The sequence below is a fragment of the Sphingomonas desiccabilis genome (assembly GCF_004135605.1).
Taxonomy (GTDB): Bacteria; Pseudomonadota; Alphaproteobacteria; order Sphingomonadales; family Sphingomonadaceae; genus Sphingomonas; species Sphingomonas desiccabilis.
The window spans coordinates 312,280-332,208 of the sequence record NZ_SDPT01000003.1 but is presented as its reverse complement, the minus strand read 5'-3'; the positions used below and the strand labels follow the sequence as shown (position 1 = coordinate 332,208).

Annotated in this window: 13 protein-coding genes; 2 read left to right on the top strand and 11 right to left on the bottom strand. The window is 68.3% G+C overall.

The genetic code is table 11. From position 1 onward, the window contains the following. Positions 1 to 26 precede the first annotated feature (26 nt). Positions 27 to 524 (bottom strand): hypothetical protein, encoded by a 498-nt coding sequence (locus tag EO081_RS15120; protein WP_129343060.1) that lies wholly within the window; start codon positions 522 to 524, stop codon positions 27 to 29. Between the two features lie 168 nt (positions 525 to 692). Here EO081_RS15120 and EO081_RS15115 point away from each other — a divergent pair, with 168 nt between their 5' ends. Further along, positions 693 to 1,613 (top strand): pirin family protein, encoded by a 921-nt coding sequence (locus EO081_RS15115; RefSeq protein ID WP_129343059.1) that lies wholly within the window; start codon positions 693 to 695, stop codon positions 1,611 to 1,613. 45 nt (positions 1,614 to 1,658) lie between these two features. Here the strand turns inward: EO081_RS15115 and EO081_RS15110 are convergent, their stop codons facing one another. The 5 genes from EO081_RS15110 to EO081_RS15090 all read right to left on the bottom strand — a co-directional run bounded on the left by EO081_RS15110 (position 1,659) and on the right by EO081_RS15090 (position 11,369). After that, the gene (locus tag EO081_RS15110; RefSeq protein WP_129343057.1) at positions 1,659 to 3,164 is read right to left on the bottom strand and encodes a tryptophan halogenase family protein; all 1,506 of its coding nucleotides are present in this window, start codon (positions 3,162 to 3,164) and stop codon (positions 1,659 to 1,661) included. Positions 3,165 to 3,169: 5 nt separating this feature from the next. Continuing rightward, positions 3,170 to 4,204: a cupin-like domain-containing protein gene (locus EO081_RS15105; RefSeq protein ID WP_129343055.1), complete on the bottom strand. Its 1,035-nt coding sequence runs from the start codon at positions 4,202 to 4,204 to the stop codon at positions 3,170 to 3,172. Further along, positions 4,201 to 4,926, bottom strand: coding sequence for a SapC family protein (locus EO081_RS15100; RefSeq protein WP_206364394.1), 726 nt, complete (start codon positions 4,924 to 4,926; stop codon positions 4,201 to 4,203). The genes EO081_RS15105 and EO081_RS15100 overlap by 4 nt, the downstream gene beginning before the upstream one ends. A gap of 134 nt (positions 4,927 to 5,060) precedes the next feature. Further along, positions 5,061 to 8,267: a TonB-dependent receptor gene (locus EO081_RS15095; RefSeq protein ID WP_129343346.1), complete on the bottom strand. Its 3,207-nt coding sequence runs from the start codon at positions 8,265 to 8,267 to the stop codon at positions 5,061 to 5,063. Positions 8,268 to 8,549: 282 nt separating this feature from the next. Further along, the gene (locus tag EO081_RS15090; RefSeq protein WP_129343052.1) at positions 8,550 to 11,369 is read right to left on the bottom strand and encodes a cation-translocating P-type ATPase; all 2,820 of its coding nucleotides are present in this window, start codon (positions 11,367 to 11,369) and stop codon (positions 8,550 to 8,552) included. Positions 11,370 to 11,524: 155 nt separating this feature from the next. Between EO081_RS15090 and EO081_RS15085 the strand changes: the two genes are divergently transcribed. Further along, positions 11,525 to 12,562, top strand: coding sequence for a cupin-like domain-containing protein (locus tag EO081_RS15085; RefSeq protein WP_129343050.1), 1,038 nt, complete (start codon positions 11,525 to 11,527; stop codon positions 12,560 to 12,562). Between the two features lie 24 nt (positions 12,563 to 12,586). Here EO081_RS15085 and EO081_RS15080 read toward each other — a convergent pair whose 3' ends face one another. The 5 genes from EO081_RS15080 to EO081_RS15060 are packed head-to-tail and all read right to left on the bottom strand — an operon-like array spanning position 12,587 to position 19,728. Then, positions 12,587 to 13,597, bottom strand: coding sequence for a cupin-like domain-containing protein (locus EO081_RS15080; protein ID WP_129343048.1), 1,011 nt, complete (start codon positions 13,595 to 13,597; stop codon positions 12,587 to 12,589). Then, positions 13,594 to 15,126 (bottom strand): tryptophan halogenase family protein, encoded by a 1,533-nt coding sequence (locus tag EO081_RS15075; RefSeq protein ID WP_129343047.1) that lies wholly within the window; start codon positions 15,124 to 15,126, stop codon positions 13,594 to 13,596. The genes EO081_RS15080 and EO081_RS15075 overlap by 4 nt, the downstream gene beginning before the upstream one ends. After that, positions 15,123 to 16,727, bottom strand: a complete 1,605-nt coding sequence (locus EO081_RS15070) for a tryptophan halogenase family protein (protein ID WP_129343045.1) — start codon at positions 16,725 to 16,727, stop codon at positions 15,123 to 15,125. Before EO081_RS15070 ends, EO081_RS15075 begins: the two co-directional genes overlap by 4 nt. Beyond that, positions 16,724 to 18,211 (bottom strand): tryptophan 7-halogenase, encoded by a 1,488-nt coding sequence (locus tag EO081_RS15065; RefSeq protein ID WP_240697732.1) that lies wholly within the window; start codon positions 18,209 to 18,211, stop codon positions 16,724 to 16,726. The genes EO081_RS15070 and EO081_RS15065 overlap by 4 nt, the downstream gene beginning before the upstream one ends. A gap of 2 nt (positions 18,212 to 18,213) precedes the next feature. Then, on the bottom strand, positions 18,214 to 19,728 hold the full coding sequence (locus EO081_RS15060) for a tryptophan halogenase family protein (RefSeq protein ID WP_129343041.1): 1,515 nt from the start codon (positions 19,726 to 19,728) through the stop codon (positions 18,214 to 18,216). Positions 19,729 to 19,929 lie beyond the last annotated feature (201 nt).

Below are 19,929 nucleotides of genomic sequence, written 5' to 3'. Positions count from 1 at the left end.
AGCCAGCCAGACCGGCGGAGGTCCGGCTAGCGCGGGGTAACCGGCACCCCACAGCGGGCGTGGTCACCCGCCTTGCATGCGGCGACATCGGCCTGCCAGCGCCGGCGAGCGGCCTCGGCAGCGGCAACCTGATCCGCATAGTTGGTGAGCGCCTCGTCGTGGAGGCGCTGCTGCTCGCGATACTGCGCCAGCCGCGCCTCCTGCGCCTGCCGGTCCGCGGCGATCCGCTGCGAGTCGGCCTCGGCCAGGACGCGCTGCGCTGCATTGGCTTCCCGCACCCGCGCCGCCTCGGCCTCCGCAGCCGCGCGAGCCTCGGCATCCTCGGCCGTCACCGTTTCCGTCTGGCCGGAGCGGGAGGCATCGGCGCGCTGCGCCTCTTCCATCGTGGGCAGGTCGAGCCTCAGCCCGCCGCGCGCGCCCTCTTGTTGCGGAACGGCGCTCCCCGCCGCCAGCGCCGGCGTCGGCGAGACCCCGACCATCCATAGCGCTGCTACCGCCAGCGTGACCTTTTGCCTGGGGACCATCATCCCTCCTGATCGAAGTTCAACACGGCCTTAGAGCGCTCCGCCGCTTCCTGTCCACGCAGGGAGGCGATCCGGGCGCCCATCGGTCGCAAGCGCGATTGTCCTCGGGCGCGCCGCCTGATCTATTGCCCGCGGAGCTTCCCCCGACCCGATTCCCGGAGTGTGCCCATGACCATCCGAAGCAGCGACGTCCAAGGCGTCGAGCAGATCATCCTGCCGCCAGTGCGCGATCTAGGGGATGGCTTCACCGTGCGGCGCGCGCTGCCATCACCGCATCGCCGGATGGTCGGCCCCTTCATCTTCTTCGACCAGATGGGTCCGGCGGCCTTCCGCGGCGGCGAAGGCCTCGACGTGCGCCCGCACCCGCACATCGGGCTCGCCACCGTCACCTATCTGCTGGATGGGGAGATCCTGCACCGAGACAGCGTCGGCTCGGTGCAGCCGATCCGGCCGGGCGAGGTCAACTGGATGACGGCAGGCTCCGGGATCGTGCACTCGGAACGTACCGGACCCGAGCAGCGCGCGGCCGATAGCAGCCTTTTCGGTCTCCAGACCTGGCTGGCGCTGCCGACCCATGTGGAAGAGGCCGCCCCAGACTTCGCGCACTACAAGGCGCAAGAGATCCCCGTCGCCGAGGCCGACGGCACCCGCCTGACGCTGATCGCGGGCACGTCCGACGGCATGGCATCGCCGGTGAAGACCTTCTCCGACCTGGTCTATGCCGATATCCAGCTGGCGCCCGGCGCACGCTACCAGCTGAAGGCCGAGCATATCGAGCGCGCGATCTACGTCGTCGAAGGGAGCGTCGCGGTCGTGGGACAGACCGGGACCTTCGCCACGGGCGAACTCGTCCTGTTCAAGCCCGGCGCGGAGATCGTCGTGCAGGCACCCGGGGGGGCGCGCCTGATGCTGATCGGCGGCGAGCCCTTTCCGGAGCGCCGGTACATCTTCTGGAACTTCGTCTCCTCGCGCGAGGAGCGGATCGAGCACGCCAAGGCCGATTGGAAGGCGCAGCGGTTCGCATCCGTGCCCGACGAAGACGAGTTCATCCCGCTCCCGGAGACGCCGGCCCCGGTGCGCTACCCGTAGCGGCAATGCGGTGGCCTCGCTAGAGACGAGGCCGGCCGTCCCGGACTATCCGGCCTCTTGCGCCGGGCAATAGTCCCGCAGGAAGGCGGCGTGCGTGGGCAGCAGCGAGACCTGCTGGGCTACCCGCGCCTTCATGTCCGCGAGCACCTGGCGCAGGCGCGGCGCCCCCATGATCTCGCCCATGCGGTGATGCTGGTGCGGCAGCAGTCGCTGGCCGATCATCACCTGCGCCCAGGAATCGACCCGGAACAGGTCGGCACCGTCCTGATAGGCGATCGCGCCGTCGCGGAACGACGCGATCCGCTCGCGCAGGGACTGGGGGATCTCGATCGCCCGCATGTCGCGCCAGAACTGCGTGTCGTCGCGTTCGGTGAGGACATAGTGGAGGATGATGAAGTCGCGGATGCCGTCCAGCTCCACGGCCGCCTGCGCGTTGAAGCGCCGCGCCGCCGCGGCGCAGTCGCCGGCAAAGGGGAAGAGCTGGAGCAGCCGGGTGATCGCGATCATGACCAGATGGATCGCGGTGGACTCGAGCGGTTCGACGAAGCCGCCGGCGAGCCCGAGTGCGACGCAATTGCCCCGCCACGCCTCCGCCCGCCGCCCTGCGCGGAAGCGGATCAACCGCGGTTCCGTCACCGTCCCGCCTTCCACTTCGCCGAGCAGCCGGTCGCGGGCTTCATCGTCGGAAAGGTGCCGGCTGTCGTACACCAGCCCGTTGCCGACGCGATGCTGGAGGGGGATGCGCCACCGCCACCCTGCCCCATGGGCGATGGCGCGGGTGTAGGGGCGCGCGGGCTCGACGGCGCGCGTCTGCACGGCGACGGCGCGGTCGGTCGGCAGCCAATGTCCCCAATCCTCGAACGGCGAACCCAGCGTCTGTCCGATCAGCAGCGCGCGGAAGCCGGTGCAATCTAGGAACAGGTCGCCCTCGACCCGCTGTCCGGACCGCAGCACCAGGGCGGTGATGTCCCCGCCATCGCCCTGCTGTTCGACCCGCTCGATCATCCCTTCGATGCGGCGGGCGCCGGCCTGCTCGGCGATGCCGCGCAGGTGGCGCGCGTACCGCCCCGCGTCCAGGTGATAGGCGTAGCTGAGCTCCGGCACCTTGTCGCCGATCGCGAACCGCCCCGCATCGGCCGCCTGGAGCTCCAGGCAATAGGCGCCGAAGTCCCCGCCGAAACCCTGCTCGCGCGCCTGTAGCCAGAAGTGGTGGAACGCCCCCATCCAGGTCGACTGGCCGGTCTCGCCGAACGCGTGGATGTAGCGATCGCCGTCCCGCGCCCAGTTTTCGAAGGCGATGCCGAGCTTGAAGGTGGCACCGGTCTCCGACATGAACCGCTGCTCGTCGAGCCCGATCAGCCGGTGGAAGGCACGGGCCGTGGGGATGGTCGACTCGCCGACGCCGATCGTCCCGATCTCCTCGGATTCGACCAGGGTGATGTCGAGCAGTGCCCCCAGCTGCTGGGCAAGCGCCGCCGCCGCGAGCCAGCCGGAAGTGCCTCCGCCTGCGATCACCACCCGGCGGCGCTGCGGAACATCTATCGAAGCCATCGGGTTCACCTGTTCAGACGCTGCATCACCTGCGCACGCAGCCGTCGCGCCGTCCCTTCGTCGAGAGGCGCGAGCGGGCCGCGCGCGTGCGGGGGCAGGTGCTCGCCTGCCCGCCCTGCGGGGCCGAAGACGTAATAGTCGAACAAGGCCCGCCAGCTCTGCTTCTCGTGGTCGGGGCGGTCGCGCAGGCTGAGCAGCGCGTGCAGCAGCGTCGTCATCGGCGTGTCGGCGAACGCGGGGGCCTCGTTCCACCAATAGTTCACCATGACGTTGAAAGCGTCCAGCGCCTCCACCTGATGCCACCACAGGGCCGGGTAGACGAGCACGTCCCCGGGTTCGAGTTCCGCTACCCGCGCGCTCGCCAGCGCCTCTCGAAAGCGCGGGTAGCGGGCGTGATCGGGCGCGCGGAAGTCGACCATGCTGACGACCTGCCCCCCCGGGGTCGGCTCCAGCGGCCCCGGATAGAGGTTAGTTACTTGGTCCGGGGGAAACAGGGTGAAGCGCCGGCGGCCGACGAGGGGGCATGCGACGTTGTTCGACATGTCCCAATGCGCCGCGGCCGTGGTCCGGTTGCCGATCCAGATGCTGGCGAGCGGCGCCTGTGTACCCGGCAGCGCACCGTCGGGGACCACCGGGTTCTCCCCGCGAAACCCCGGCAGGTAGGTGTCGAGATCGGTCGAGCCGACGTAGATGGACGGCGCGTCCGGCTGGCCCATGCCGTCGCGGATCCTGGCCAGATACTGCGCCAAGCGCGCGCGCCCGCCCGCGAAGTTCATCGCGGTGACCTCTTCGTTGTAGAAGAAGCGCCCGCCGATCGCCGCGTCGCCGACAAAGCCGACCACGTCGCGTCCCGCATCGAAGCGCAGCAGATAAGCCATCGCCGCCTCGCGGCCCTCCCTCCCGGCCGCGACCAGAGGCAGGTCGGCAGCGGCGTCCTTCAGCACGACGGGTTCGCCCGCGTCGACCAGCGCCTGATAGTCCACGTCCCCGCGCGGTCCGTCGATCACGCGGACCGGCGGCAGAGCGCCAGAGGTGGTCATGGCAGCGGCCCCGAACGCCGGTTCTTGCGATCGATCAGCCGCGCGACGTTCGCCAACGACGACATCGCCCAGAACGCCGCCTGGAGGAAGCCACGCTGGTGGAGGCTTTGCAGCGCCGGCCCTTGCAACGCCGTCATGCGCTCCGCATCGATCGTGTGGAAGCCGTCGAGCGTGTAGCGCCTGGTCTCGCTCAGCGTCACTTCCAGGGCGATCGGCTGTATCAGGCCGTGCGCTTCGAACGCCTCGAACATCGCGTCAGCGATCATCACTCCGGCGTGGATCCGCCTCAGCACGCCGGATATGGCCTCCAGATAAGGCGTGTTCCCGCCATGTGGCAGGAACACCGCCTGTGCCGCATCGCCGCCGATCCGGGGATGGTCGAGGTCGACGTGGATCATCGGCTCCGCTTCGGCGCCATCTTCCGAAGCCTGGAGCCCAATGGAAAAAGGCCCTCGCTGGTGCAGGGCCGGCACATAGCGGCCATCCCAGACCCCGTCCTCCAGGAACAGGTTCTCGTCGCGATCCAGTCCCAGCAGCACCACCGACTGGAACCGACCATCCTCTCCGCGGCGGAACAGGATCGGGTATTCGCGCTGCGCCTCTTCCCATTCGGTCGGGAAGACCAGCGTCTGGTTCACGGCGTCCCCGAATGCCGGCCCGTGACCGGTCGCGACCTTCAGGTCACCGTGATCGACATTGTTGAGGAGGACGATGTTGGTCACGCTCCGCCCTTTGCGGCTTGCAGGCGTCGGGGCCGCACGGGCGGCATCATGCGATCGTCGATGCCGGAGCGCAATCCGCTCCAACGACGATGGGGCCGCCTCTGCAGGCGGCCCCATCCTTTCGATGGCTCGGGTTAGAAGCGGAACCGCCCGCCCAGCAGGAAGCGACGCTGGAGTTCCTGCGCGAACCAGAGCTGCGCCTCGTCGCGGGCATAGGTCCGCAGCTTCTGCTCGGTCAGGTTGATGCCCTCGAAGGACACCGCGAAGTTGGGCGTGATGTCATAGCTGATGTTGAGATCGAGCTGCCCGAACGGCTTGGTGAACTCCGGATTGCGCGAGCCCTGGCGGTTGATGCCCGACAGGAACTTGTCGCGCCAGTTGTACGCCACCCGCGCCGACAGCCCGTTCTTGTCGTAGATCAGCGTCGCGTTGAACGTGTCGGACAGGCCTAGCAGTGCGAACTGATCCTGGGACGGGCTGGCACCGATGTTGAAGCCCACGTCGCCGCGCACCAGCGTATACGCCGCGCCGATGCCGAAGCCGGTCGATCCGAAGAAGTGCTGCCCCGCGACCTCAAGGCCGTAGATCTCGGCATCGCGGTTGTTGACCGGCTGGGTCACCTGGAACTGGTAGAGCACGTCCGTACCGTTCGCCACGACGTCGCGCGCGCTGTTGATCTGCTTGACGAAATCGTCGTTCAGCGAGCCGGTCGTGGTGTTGTAGTTCGCCTGGAACGCTGCCGTCGCGGCCGCGACCGAGCCGGTCTGGTCGATGAGCGCCGTCAGGGCGAAGAGGTTCACGTCGCTCTGGTCGGCGCCCAGGGACTGCAGTGCCGCCCGTGCCTGGCCGGATCGGGTCCCTTCGGCGCCCGAGCTCGGATCGCGCAGACCGAACAGCTCCGAAGTGAACTGCCCATTGCCGATGAAGTTGCGCACGCGCTTGTCGAACACGCCGAGCGAAACATAGCTGTCCGGCTTGTAGTACCATTCAATCGACGCGTCGAAGTTGTCGGATTCGAGCGGGATCAGCCGGGCATTGCCCGTGGAGCCGGTCGCGACGCCACCGTTGGCGATCGGGCGCGGCGGTCCGCCGACGCTGGTGGAGGTGAAGAGGCTGCCGTATTCCGGCCGCGCAATCGTCTTGCTGTACGAAACACGCCCGATCACGTCGGGCCGCAGCTCGACCTGGAAGTCGATCGACGGCAGGAAATTGTCGTAGGAGCCGCCATCGGTCAGGAAGCTGTTCTCGTTCGAGATCACGACGGTGAAGTCGTTGTCCGACACCCAGTTGATCGCCGCGGGCACGGCGACCAGCGAAGTCGACTTGGAGTTGGTGTGCTCGTACCGCAGACCGCCGACCAGCGTCGCCGGGCTGTTGCCGATGTCGCCCTTCCAGGTGACCTGCGCATAGAGCGACCAGATCTTCTCGCGGACCAGGTTGTTCTCGTTGCTGGTCGTGCCGACCGCATTGCCCTGTCCGGCGTAATATTCCGACAGGATGGAATAGATGTTGGCCGCGTCGCCGCGGTAGGCGGTCTGCGAGTCGGGGTCGTTGCCCGGGTTGAACGCGTCGAACTTGCACACGAGGCAGAAGGCCTGGAGCGCACCGGGCGCCAGCCGCTCGATGTCGCCGGGGCTGGTGATGCCCCAGTCACCCAGCGTCTGCTGGGTAGCGACGCGGGTCTGCCGCATGCGGGTGTCGCGATAATTGCCGCCGAAGTCGACGCGGCTGCCCCCGCCCAGGTCCCAGCCGAAGTCGGCGCGCAGTTCCTTCACCCGCTGGGTCTGCGACGAAGCATAGGTGCGGCCCATCTGGGAGCCGACCTCGTCCAGGGTAAGCGGGCCGTTCAGGGTCATGTCCTGCACGGGGATCTTGCCGCTGTAGTCGACCGAATGCTCCGTGACGACGTTGGCGCCGATGCCGACCAGCGTCGAGCTGTTGCCGTTGGGATTGTTCGGCCGGCTCCACGCCTTGCTGTAATGGCCGTCGACGTTGAGCGAGAAATTATCGGCGATGTCCCACTTGCCGTTCAGGCCATAGTCCTGGATCCGGCTCTTCTGGCCGCGGTTCTGCGCTTCGAACCCGACGTCCTTGGCGCCGTTGATCGTCTCGTGGAGATAGGTTGCGGTGGCGACGGTCGGGTTGCCGTCGAACCGTACTTCATCGAACGGCCGGCTGAACCAGTTCGACATGTCGGAACGGACTTCCTTCTGGGTGTTCTGCGCGAACAAGGCATCCGCCGTCAGGGTCACCGTCTCGACCGGCCGGAATTGGACCACCGCCTGGCCGTTGATGCGCTCGCGGCTGCCCTCGGCATAATGGTAGCGGCTGTCATTGGGGATCGCGACCAGCTGATCCGGATCGGAGGGTGCCCCGGTGATCTCGGTGCTGCCGTCCGCCTTGACGAACCCTCCGCTCAGGAAGGTGCTGTACGGGATGATGTTCCAGTCGTTGGACGTCGCGCTGATCGAGGTGAAGTTGCGCTTCTGGTAGCTGCCGAACAGCGACACGCCGAAGCGGTTGGTGGGATCGGCCCAGCTGACGACGCCCGAAAGCTCCGGCGTCACCTTTGATCCGCAATCCAGGCAATTGTCGGTGCTGGTGTCGTACAGCGCCTTGGCGCCGATGCTGCCGGTCAGGCCGCCCTTGCCGTCGAGGGGCCGGCGCGTGACGACGTTGATCGTCGCACCGATGCCGCCGGTAGGGATCGAGGCGCGACCGGTCTTGTAGACCTCCAGCGTCCGGACGCCTTCCGACGCGAGGTTGGAGAAGTCGAACGAGCGGCTCGATCCCTGCGCGCTGTCCGAATTCTGGTCGCCGCCGACCACCTGCACGTTGGCGGTAGCGAGCTGGCGCCCGTTCAGCGTCACCAGATTGTAGCTCGGGCCAAAGCCGCGAACCGTGACCAGCGAGCCTTCGCCGTTGGTGCGGTTGATCGACACGCCGGTGATGCGCTGCAGCGACTCGGCGAGGTTGGTGTCGGGGAACTTGCCGATGTCCTCGGCCGAGATCGCGTCGACGATGCCCGTCGAGTTGCGCTTGATCGCGATCGAGCGCTCGAGGCTGGCACGGATGCCGGTGACCACGATGTCGCCGCCACCCCCCGCATCCTGGTCGGCGGACGACGACTCGGATGCCGGCGCTGCCTGCGGCGTGTTCAGCTGCCCAGCATCGGCGGCAGGATCGGCCGTCGTTCCGGGAGCCGTGGTCGGCTGCGCGTTCGTGGCTTCGGCGCCGCTCTGCGTCTGCGCGATGGCAGCCCCCGAGACGGTCAAACAGGTGGCGAGCGCCACGCCGGAAGCCGAGCGCGCGAGCGCCGACGCAAGACCCTTGGCCTTCATCATCATCCCCTCCCATGTCACGGTCGGTGACCGTGTGTTCTATGCCGGTCGCGTGCCGGCTATGTGACCGCTATCGTTGCGCCAGTTCTTTGGTTTTCACAAGCGCTTTCAAGGTGAGCCGAAGTTGTCCGTCGCAACTTTGCTTCGGTGATCTTAATCATATGAATAAAGCGGGTCGCCAGAGATCTGGATCCGGCCGGAGCGGGCGAGACAACAGCCGCACCCGCACTCGGTTCGCACATGCGCCGCGATGGCGAAGTCGGCACCCAGGGACCTTCGGGATCAAGCGATGGCGGGAACGGCCGTCAGCCGGCGCAGGAGCCATTTGCGCAGTTCCGCGAACCACAGCACCGCACTCCCCATGCCCAGGCACAGCAGCCAGTCGGCACCGCTCAGGGGCTTGGTGCCGAATGCGGTGTTGAGGAGGGGCAGATGGACGACCGCGACCTGCAACAGCGCGGAAAGGATCACCGCACCCCACAACCAGCGATTGGCGAACAGATGGTGGAAGGCGCTCGCCGTCTCGGACCGCGCGTTGAAGCAGTTGAACAGCTGGGCGAGTACCAGCACCGTGAAGCCCGCGGTGCGGGCGCGTTCAAGGTCATGCTGCCCCTCGAACAGCCCGCCGGGCAGGAAGAGGTCGATGGTGACCAGCGTGGCGACCGCCATCACCAGGCCCATCTCCAACACCCCGCGCCACATTGCCGCATCGATCGCGGGCTCGCCCGCCCGGCGCGGCGGGCGGGCCATCACGTCGTCGGTCTCCGGATCGATCCCCATGGCGAGAGCCGGGCCCGAGTCGGTGATGAGGTTGATCCAGAGGATCTGAGTCGCGAGCAGCGGCGCGACCAATGTCGTGCCGTCGCCCGCTTCGTTCAGACCGAGGATCCCGGCCCCGATCACGCCTAGGAACACGGTAAGCACCTCCCCCATATTGGAGGACAGCAGGTACCGCAGGAACTTGCGGATATTGTCGAAGATCGCCCGCCCCTCGCGCACGGCGGCGACGATGGTGGCGAAATTGTCGTCCGCCAGGATCATCTTGGCCGCTTCCTTGGTGACTTCGGTACCGGTAACGCCCATCGCGATCCCGATGTCGGCGGACTTGAGCGCGGGCGCGTCGTTGACGCCGTCGCCGGTCATCGCCACAACCGCTCCGCCTGCTTGAAGAGCGTCCACGATCCGCAGCTTGTGGACCGGCGCGACACGGGCAAAGACGGAGGTCTCGCGCACCGCCCGTGCGAACTGGGTTTCGTCCAGGGCATCCAGATCGGTTCCGGTCAGGGCGGGCGCATCCGCCGGCGCGATGCCCAGCAGCGCTGCGATGCGCGCCGCGGTTCGGGGGTGATCGCCGGTGATCATCACCACCCGGATACCGGCACGGTGCGCCTCGGCGATCGCGACCGCCGCCTCCTCTCTTGGCGGATCGATGATGCCGACCGTTCCGACGAAGATCAGATCCCGTTCAAGCGCAGGATCGAGGGTGCGTTCCTCTCCCTGCGCGAGCGGCCGATAGGCGACCGCCAGCGTGCGCAGCGCCTCGCCCGAAAGCCGTTCGACGTCGTCCGCGGCGCGCGCGCGATGCACCGCATCGAAGCCAAGCACGTCCATGCCCACGCGCACGCGATTGCAGCGCTGCATCAGCACGTCGGGCGCCCCCTTGGCGACGAGCACCAGTTCGCCGCCATGCTCCATGTCGCGCGCGATCGTCGACATCATCTTGCGCTCGGACGTGAAGGGAAGCTCGGCGACGCGCTCGAACCGCGTCCGCCGCCGCCGGTCCGCACCCAGCTTCTTCTCGGCGACCAGGAACGCGGCCTCGGTGGGATCGCCCTGGATCTCCCATGTGCCGTCGGCGGCCTGGTGCAGGTCGGCGTTGCCGGCCAGGCTGCCGCCGCTCAGCACCACGATGTGCTCGGCCTTCAGCGCGCCTTCGACCGGCGCGTCGGCGGCGGCGACGATGGCGCCTTCCGGGACGTAGCCGACACCCGCCACGTGGCTGTCCCCCGATGCGGTCACGATCCGCTGGATCGTCATCTGCGAACGGGTGAGCGTCCCGGTCTTGTCCGAGCAGATGACGGTGGCGGCACCCAGCGTCTCCACCGAGGAAAGCCGCTTCACCACCGCCTTGCGCGCGGCCATGCGCTGGACCCCCAACGCCAGCACCAGCGACAGGATCGCCGGAAGGCCCTCCGGGACGGCCGCGACCGCAAGCGACACGCCCAGGAGCAGCACCGCGACGACGTCGCTGAAGCCGTGTACCTCAGAAATGGCGAACACCGACGCGACCACCATTGCGGCGATCGCCAGGACGGCAATGCCGAGCATCCGGCCGATGCGGGCGACCTCCTGCTCCAACGGGGTTTTGCTCCCCTCGGTCGCGTCCAGCATGGTGGCGATCGCCCCCATCTGCGTATCCATGCCGGTGGCCGTGACGACGGCCCGTCCCGTGCCCTGCGCCACGGCAGTTCCCTTGAACACCATCGACGTGCGGTCCGCGAGCGGCGCGGGGGTGGTGAGCGGCGCCACGTCCTTCGACACCGCCTCGCTTTCTCCCGTCAGTGAGGCTTCCTGCACCCGCAGGGTCGCAGCCGCGATCAGGCGGGCGTCCGCGCCCACTGCGTCGCCTTCCTCCAGCAGCATGATGTCCCCGGGAACCAGCTCGGTGCTCGGGATCCGCCGCCGTCGGCCGTCCCGCAGCACGGAGGATGTCACCTGCGTCATTCGCGCAAGTGCGGCAGCGGCATCGGCGGCCTTGCTTTCCTCCACGAAGCCGAGCGTGGCGTTGAGCAGCAGCACCGCCAGGATGACGATGGCGTCGATCGGCCAGCCGCCCTCCCGCTCGACCGCCCAGGCGATGAGCGCCACCGCGGCGGCGCCAAGCAGCAGATAGACCAGCGGATCCTGGAACTGTGCGACGATCCGGCGCCAGAGCGACGGGCCGGCCGTCGCACGCAGCGCGTTGGCCCCATGTTCCGCCAGGCGCCGTGCCGCTTCCGCGGCCGACAGGCCGGTGTCCGGGTTCACGTCCAGCCGAGCCGCGACGAGTTCCGGCGGCTGCGTGGACGGATCGGCGGATGGCGCTGCCTCGGTCTCGCTCATGCGCTTGGGTTAGCCTCTCTCAGCCCCAGCATCGACCCCCTCTCGCGGACGCACTGCTGCAACGAAGTGCCTTGGTGCTGTGAGCGCGATCCGCCGGCCATCGACGCAGACCCATTTCCTCTGACAGGCCCTCCGGAATGTTTTAGCCTCGGGGCATGACCATCATCTCCTCCGCCTCCCGTCCCGGCCGCGTCGCCGAGCGCCCGGCCGTCGATGCGGAAACCTTCGCCCGGGAGGTTCTGCACGAGTACCGCCCCGTGATCCTGCGAGGGCAGGTGCGGCATTGGGCCGCGGTGGGGGCCGGCTCGGGCGGCGACCGCCCGATGGCCGAATATCTCGCCGGCTTCGGCGGCGGCCGGCCCCTGGAGGTGATGATTGGCGCGCCGGAGATCGCGGGCCGGTTTTTCTACAACCACGATCTGTCGGGCTTCAACTTCCAGCGACAGCAGGTGCCGCTCGGCCAGCTGCTCGGCGAGCTTCTTCGCTTTGCCGAACAAGACGTGGCCGAGCCGCACGCCCTTTATGCCAATGCCGCGACGGCGCCGGAGCATCTGCCTGGCTGGGACGCCGCGAACGCGCTCAATCTCCCCACCGGAAATGCGCCGGCGCGGCTGTGGATCGGCAACGCCACCCAGGTGGCGACACACTACGACCAGTCCAACAACGTCGCCTGCGTCGTCCACGGCCGCCGCCGCTTCACCCTGTTTCCGCCCGACCAGATCGGCAACCTCTACATCGGCCCGCTCGACCAGACGCTGGCTGGCCCCCCGTCGAGCATGGTCGATCCCGACGCCCCGGATCTCGCGCGCTACCCCCGGTTCGAGGAGGCGATGGCGCATGCACAGGTCGCCGAGCTGGAGCCGGGCGACGCGATCTTCATCCCCGCGATCTGGTGGCATCATGTTCGCGCGCTCGACCGCCTCAACGTGCTGGTGAACTACTGGTGGACTGCGGAAGCGACGGCATCTCCCTTCGGAGCGCTGATCCATGCCCTGATGAGTATCCGCGACCTGCCGGCACCCGAAAAGGCGGCGTGGCGATCCTGGTTCGACCACTATGTCTTCGGGCGCGAGGCCGACAGAGTGGCCGAGCACCTTCCCGAGCCGGCGCGCGGGATCCTGTCGGCAGCAAGCCCGGCGCGCACCGAGCGGCTCCGGTCCTTTTTGATCAGGATGCTCGGCGGCCGGGTCTGAGCGCCTCCCGGCGCGCGCCGGCGGTCAGGAGCGCGAGAAACTGTCCAGCAGCGTTGCCCGCATCCGTGCGGCAGTGCCCCTGTCCGGCGGACCGAGCACACCCTGCACGTCCGGTGGCAAATGCGCCGCCGGCTCGCCGTTGCGGCGGAAGACGAGGTGGTCGAACACGGTTCGATACACCTCCCGCTGGCCTTCCGGGAGCGACCCGATCGCGACAAGCGCGTGGAGCAGCGCGTCGTAGGGATTGCCCATGTCGGCCGGCGCGGGGTTCCACCAATAGTTGACGAAGGCGTTGACCGGATCGAGCGATTCCACCGCGTGCCACCAGTGGAAGGGGATGTAGATCGCATCGCCTGCCTCCAGCGTGGCAGACCGGGCCGACCTGGCGGCTTCGGCAAAGCGCGGGAAGCGTTCGAGGTCGGGCGCATCGGGATCGACCAGGCTGATCGGGGTTCCCGCCGGGGTCAGCTCCAGCGGGCCCATGTACAGGTTCGCGATCTGGTCGGGCGGAAACAGGGTGAAGCGCCGCCGGCCCATCACGACGACGCCGATATTCTCCATCAGGTCGTAGTGGGTGGCGACGCGGATCGCATTGCCCAGCCACATGCGCGGAACGACGGAGGCCCGCAGCAGGCTGGTCGCGTTCTCGTCCGTGAAGCCGGGCAGGAGTTGCGGCAGCGGCACCGACTGGACTGCCATGGCATAGGGCCGGGCATGGTCGCGATCGCGGAGCAGGCGGTCCAGGAACGGACCGAGCGGGCTCTGGCCGCGCACGAAGTTCAGCCCCTTCAGATCGGGCGTGTAGAAAAAGTGCCCGCCGATCTCCGGCTCGCCCAGGATCGCGGACACGGGCTGCGGATGGCTGAAGCGCTTGAGATAGGCGATGCCGCTGTCGGCGGATGTCTGCGCCGCCCTCACCGCCGGCCAGTCGCGACCGAGTCCGCGCAGGACCACCGGGCGGGCGGCCGGCCGCACCTCCGCTTCGAAGGTGCGGCGATCGATGCCATCGATCTCGGGGAGTGGCGGATAGGTCATGACGCGGCGGCAAGCGGCACGGGGCCGCAACCCATTTGGCGAAGAAGCTCGTCCTGGTGCGGCAGGAGCGAGGCCGTATCCGCGATGACCTGGCGGATATGCTGCAGCCGCGTCAGCGTCTCGGCATCCGAAAGCAGGTCGGCGGCCGGATGATAGCCGCCCGCTTCCACCCCCTGGCCGACCATCACCGAGAGCCAACTCGTCTCGGTGAACAGCTCGTTGCCCTCCCGGAAGATCCGGCCGTTGGCGCCGAAGATGGCGAGCTTGCCGGCAAGCCCCGGCGGCGGTTCGAGCGTGCGGCAATAGTCCCAGAACGGCGTGTCGGCGCGCTCGGTCGCCTTGTAGTGCAGCACCAGGAAGTCGCGGATTTCCAGGTAATCGCAGACATGGGCGGCGTTGAAGCGGTCGATCTCCAGCTGGTCGAACCGGCGGGTCGGCCAGTAGGTGAGCAGCCGCGCGATCGCCGACTGGACCAGGTGGATGCTGGTCGACTCCAGCGGTTCCAGAAAGCCGCCAGCAAGCCCCAGCGCGACCACGTTGCCGATCCAGGCGCGCCGCCGATGCCCGGCGGTGAAGCGCAGCAGCCGCGGATCGGCGAGCGGCACGCCGTCGAGGTTGGCAAGCAGCGTTGCCGCCGCTTCCTCGTCGGAAAGATGGGCGGACGAATAGACATAGCCGTTGCCGATGCGGTGCTGGAGCGGGATCCGCCACTGCCACCCGGCACCGCGCGCGGTGGAGCGGGTGAGCGGCTGGCGGTCGCCGCCGTTCGCGCACGGCACCGCCACCGCGCGGTCGCACGGAAGCCACTGCGTCCAGTCCTCGAACCCCGCGGCCATCGCGCCTTCGATCAGCAGCCCGCGGAAGCCGGAGCAGTCGAGGAACAGGTCGCCTTCGATCCGCGCGCCCGATTGCAGCACCACGGCGGCAACATGGCCGGTCTCCGGATCGCGTTCCACATCGACGATGCGTCCCTCCGTCCGCGTGGCGCCGTTCGCCTCCGCCAGCCGGCGCAGGAAACGGGCGTAGAGACCCGCGTCGAACTGGAATGCGTAGCCGAGCCTGGATAGCGGCGAGGAAGGCTGGTCCGGGCGCGGGTGGGCGAAACGGCCCTGCAGACCGCCGACGATGCCGAGCGAATAGGCGTCGAGCGGCGTCGGATCGCCGAGTTCTCGCCCCTTCAGCCAGAAATGGTGAAACTCGATCCCCTTCATGTCGAGGCCATAGAAGCCGAACGGGTGCACGTAGCGGTGGCCCGGGCGGACCCAGTCGACGAACTCGATGCCCAACTTGTAGGTCGCGCGGGTCTCGCGGACGAACTCCGCCTCGTCGATGCCCAGCATCTTATTGAACAGCACGATCTGCGGGATCGTCGCCTCGCCGACCCCGACGGTGCCGATCTCTTCGGATTCGACCAGCTCGATCGACAGGCCGGGCATTTCGCCGAGGACGCGGGTGATCGCTGCCGCCGCCATCCACCCGGCGGTGCCGCCGCCGACGATCACCACGCGGCGGATCGGGTCCGGCCTCACAGCGGATTGGCCGAGAAGTTGAAGGGCTTCTCGGATGCGAAGGAGAAGCTCGGTTCCCCCGGCACTTCCGCGGGCTGCGGAGGCGCCGGCGCGTTCGCGAGCGAGGCGCCGGTGTGGCGCAGGAAATCCCCATGCGTCGGCAGCTGCGCCGCCACCTGGAGATACCCCTGCCGCATCTGCTCCAGAGCGCCTGCCACCTTGTCCTCGTCGAGGGCATCGGCGGCAGGCTCGTGCTCCTCCGGCACGATGTGCTGGCCCAGGCAGACCGCGACCCAGCTGGTGGTCGCGAACAGCTCGGCTGCCTCGCGGAAGATCCGCCCCTTGGCGCGGAACAGGTCGATCTTGCGCTGCAAGGTCTCGGGCACGTCCATCGTGCGGCACCGGTCCCAGAACGGCGTGTCGCGCCGCCTGGTCGCCTTGTAGTGGAGGATCACGAAGTCGCGGACGTCTTCGTAGAGGTCGCGCATCTGGCGGTTGTACTCGTCCCGCTCGACGGGATTGAAGCGGCGGTCCGGGAACAGCGCGATCAGCTTGGCGATGCCGGACTGGACCAGATGGATGGACGTCGATTCCAGCGGCTCTACGAAGCCCGACGACAGCCCCAGCGCGACGACGTTGCGGTTCCAGCCGAGCTTGCGACGACCGGTCACGAACGAGAGGTGGCGCGGCTCGGCGAGGGGCTCGCCTTCCAGGTTGGCGAGGAGTTCGCGTTCCGCCGCTTCTGCGGTCATGAAGTCGCTGCAATAGACCAGCCCGTTGCCCATCCGCTGCTGCAAGGGGATTCGCCATTGCCAGCCGGCGCCGCGCGCGGTGGCGCGGGTGAAGGGGTCGGGGTCGCCCGCGTAGCGGCTGGGCACCGCGACGGCGCGGTCGCACGGCAGCCACCGACTCCAGTCCTCATAGCCGGTCTCAAGCGCTTCCTCGATCAGGAGGCCGCGGAAGCCCGAGCAGTCGATGAACAGATCGCCGTCCACCGTCTGGCCGTTGTCCAGCTTCAGGGCGGCGACATGACCGTCGTCGGGCCGCACCGCCACCTCGGCGATCTTGCCCTCGATCCGCTGCACACCGCCGGCCTCGGCATAGCGCCGCAGGAAGCGCGCATAGAGGCTGGCGTCGAAGTGGAATGCGTAGAGCAGCTCCTTCACCGCCGACTGCGCACCTTCGGCCGGGCGCGCGAACTTTCCAGCCTGCGCGGCGACCGCGCTCATCGACCAGGCAGAGATATCCTGCATCACCCGGCGCTTGCGCTCGCGCAGGTAGAGTTGGTGGAAATGCACCCCGCCCAGATCGTGTCCGTGCGAGCCGAAGGGGTGGAAGTAGCGCTCGCCGATTTCGCCCCAGCCGTCGAACTCGATCCCCAGCTTGTAGGTGCCGCCGGTCTCGCGAATGAAGTCGTTCTCGTTGATCCCCAGCATGCGATTGAAGGTGAGGAGCGGCGGAATGGTCGCCTCTCCCACCCCGACCGTGCCGATCTCCTCGGACTCGACCAGCGTGATGCGGGTCACGCCATTGTTGAGGAAGCGCGAGAACGCCGCGGCGGCCATCCAGCCGGCGGTGCCGCCGCCGACGATGACGACATTGCGGATCGTGTGTTCGTTCATCGGGTAATCCGTGCGTGTTGCGCCGCATGGTGCTGCGCGGCGGTGGGGAATTGGAGCAGCGCGCGCGTGATCGCGGCCCGGTACCCGGCCATGGCCGCATCCGACTGCTGGGGCGGCGTGGTGCCGATCAGCGGATCGATCCGGCGCGGTATCAGGCCTTGGCCGAGCAGGATCGCGAGCCAGCTGTCGCGCGCAAAGGTCTCCTCCTCGAAAAAGGGCAGCCGCCCGCGTTCGGCGAACAGGCGAAGGGTGCGCGCGAGGCTTTCGGGAAGCGCGGCGTGAGGCTGCCAGAAGGGCTCGGGCCGCCGCGCAGTCGCATAATGGCAGAGGACGAAGTCGCGGACGCGCGTACCCTCGGCAACGGCCTGGCGGTTGTAGTCGGCGATCTCGAGCGGATGGCAGGCCCTGCCCGGCATCGCCGATACGATCCGGTCGATCGCGCTGTGGGCGAGATGGAGGTTGGTCCATTCGAGCGGCTCGATGACCACGGCCGCGTCCCCGATCGCCACGCAATTGCGCGCCCAGGGTTCGGGACGCGTGCCCTGGTGGAACCCGATCACCGGCAGGGCCTCGACTCCGCTTGCCTCGGCGAGCAACCGGCTCGCGTCCTCGTCGCTCAGGAAGTCGCTGGCGTAGCAGAGCCCGTGCAAGGTCGCGCCCGGCAGCGAGCTTTGCCAGCGCCAGCCGGCAGGAAGCGCCATGACATGATCCAGCGTCGTCGGGGCCGTCGCCGCCGCCGACGCGTGCGTCAGGCGATCACAGGGAAGCCACGGACGCCAGTCCTCCCACGCGGCTTCGATCGCGCCGCGAACGACGCCCCCAGGCCCCGAGGCATCGACGAACAGCTCCGCTTCGACCGATCCGCCATCCGCAAGCGCCACGCGCTCGATGAAGCCGTCGCCGCCGCGAAGCTGCACCTCCGCGACCGCGCCCTCCCGCACGCCGACACCCAGGTGGCGCGCGAAGGCTTCGAGCATGGCGCGGTAGCGTCCGATATCGAGCACGAGCCCTGCCTGGATGTCCGCGAACGGTGATCCCGGCTCCGGATCCGGCGGGAGCATGCGCCCGGCGCGGGCGAGCATCGCCGCCGGCGAATGCGAGTCATAAGGCGCCGCCGACCCGGCTTGGGCGGCGCGCGTCCAATGATGGTGGAAGGACGCGGTGCCGAACGGCTGCCCATAGCTCCCATAGGCGTGGACATAGGCCGGCTGCCCCTGCACCCAGTCCTCGAACAGCGTTCCCAGTCGCCAGCCGCCACCGGTGCGCAACACCGCGTCTTCCTCGCGTAGCCCGACGTCGTCGTGGAACCCGATCGCCGAAGGAAGCGTCTGCGGCATCCGGTCCGCCAGGGCGTTGTCGGGGGGCGCGACCGGAACGATCGTCACCGACAGTCCCGGCACGCGCCGCTTCAACGCGACCGCGGCGGACCAGCCGACGATGCCGCCGCCGACCACCGCGACCTTGCGCACCGGCTCGTCGAGCATCGTCACGCGGCAGCCGCCATCGGGCAGTAGCGCCCGAGATAGGAAAGGTGGTCGGGCATAGCGGACGCCGCTGCCTGGATCTCCGCCCGCATCTGCTTCATGCCCGCGACCAGGCTCTCGAGCGTCGGCCCTGCCGCGCGCGGATCGAAGCCGGCGGGCGTCACGCGCTGACCGAGGTAGACCGACACCCAGCTCGCATCCAAAAACGCCCCTTCGCGATATTTCACGATCCGGCCGCGGCGCCGGAACAGCGCCATCTTCTCGGCCAGGCTGTCCGGGACGGTCATGGTCCGCACGTAGTTCCAGAACTCGGAGTCGTTCCGTTCCGTGGCGTGGTAGTGCAGGATCAGGAAATCGCGGACCCGATCATATTCCATGTCGACGATGCGGTTGAACTCGTCGCGGTCGACCGCCGAGATGCGACGCTCCGGGAACAGCTCCACCAGCGCCGTGATCGCCTGCTGGACCAGGTAGATGCTGGTGGATTCCAGCGGCTCCAGGAACCCGCCCGACAGCCCGATCGCCACGACGTTGTGCGCCCAGCTCCGTTCGCGCCGCCCGGCCGTGAAGCGAAGGACGCGCGGGCTCGCCATCGGCACGCCTTCCACCGCCGCCGTCAACGCGTCGGCGGCGTGCTCGTCCGACAGGAACGCACTCGAAAAGACATAGCCGTTCCCCGTGCGGTGCTGGAGCGGGATGCGCCAGCGCCAGCCCGCAGGCATGGCGACGGCACTGGTATAGGGAGTGACTTCGGTGACGGTACGGCACGGAAGCGCCACCGCTCGGTCTGCGGGCAGCCAGCGCGACCAGTCCTGGAACGGCTCTTCGAGCGCCTTGCCGAGCAACAGCGACGCAAAGCCCGAACAGTCCACGAACAGGTCGCCTTCGATCCGCCTGCCGCCCTCCAGCAGCACCGCGGTGACATCGCCGGTCTCGCCGTTGCGCTCGACATGGACGATCCTGCCCTCGGTGCGCTCCGCCCCGAGCCCCTCGGCGAGGTGGCGGAGGTAGGGGGCGAACGCGACCGCATCGAACTGATAGGCGTAGCCGAAGGTGGAAGCGATCTGGCGCGGGTCGGGGGACGGCGGCGCAAAGCGGTTCGCCCGCGCAAGCGTGCACGCCATCGAGAAAGCCTCGATCGGAGGAAGCTGGACGCCCGCGTGCAGGAGCCGGGCATAGTAGTGATGGAACTGGACGTCCCCGGCGCCGCGACCGAACGTGCCGAACGGGTGGATATAGCTGTCGTCGATCCGTGCCCAGTTGCGGAACTCGATGCCGAGCTTGAACGTGGCGCGGGTGGTGGCCATGAACTCGGCTTCGACGATGCCCAGGCGCTCGTTGAAGGCGCGGATGTGCGGCAGGGTCGCCTCGCCGACCCCGATGATCCCGATCGCTTCCGATTCGACGAGGTGCACATGGCAGCGATCGGGCAGCAGCTTCACCAGGGCGGCCGCGGTCATCCAGCCCGAAGTGCCGCCTCCCACCACCACGACACGCTGCCGATCCGGCCCGGCCATGCCCCCTCCTGCCCGTCTTCTTGCACATCGCTCTGCGGCGAAGCTTCACCCCGCTCTTATCAGTCGCCGGAGCGTTCGCCAGCGCTATAAGTGACTATAAAGCAACATCATCCGAAATAAAGTTAGCGCGAACATTTCTCTTGCGAGGGAGAAATCCCAGTCGTAGCCTCCCTGTCGAACGATGCGGCGCAGTATGACTGC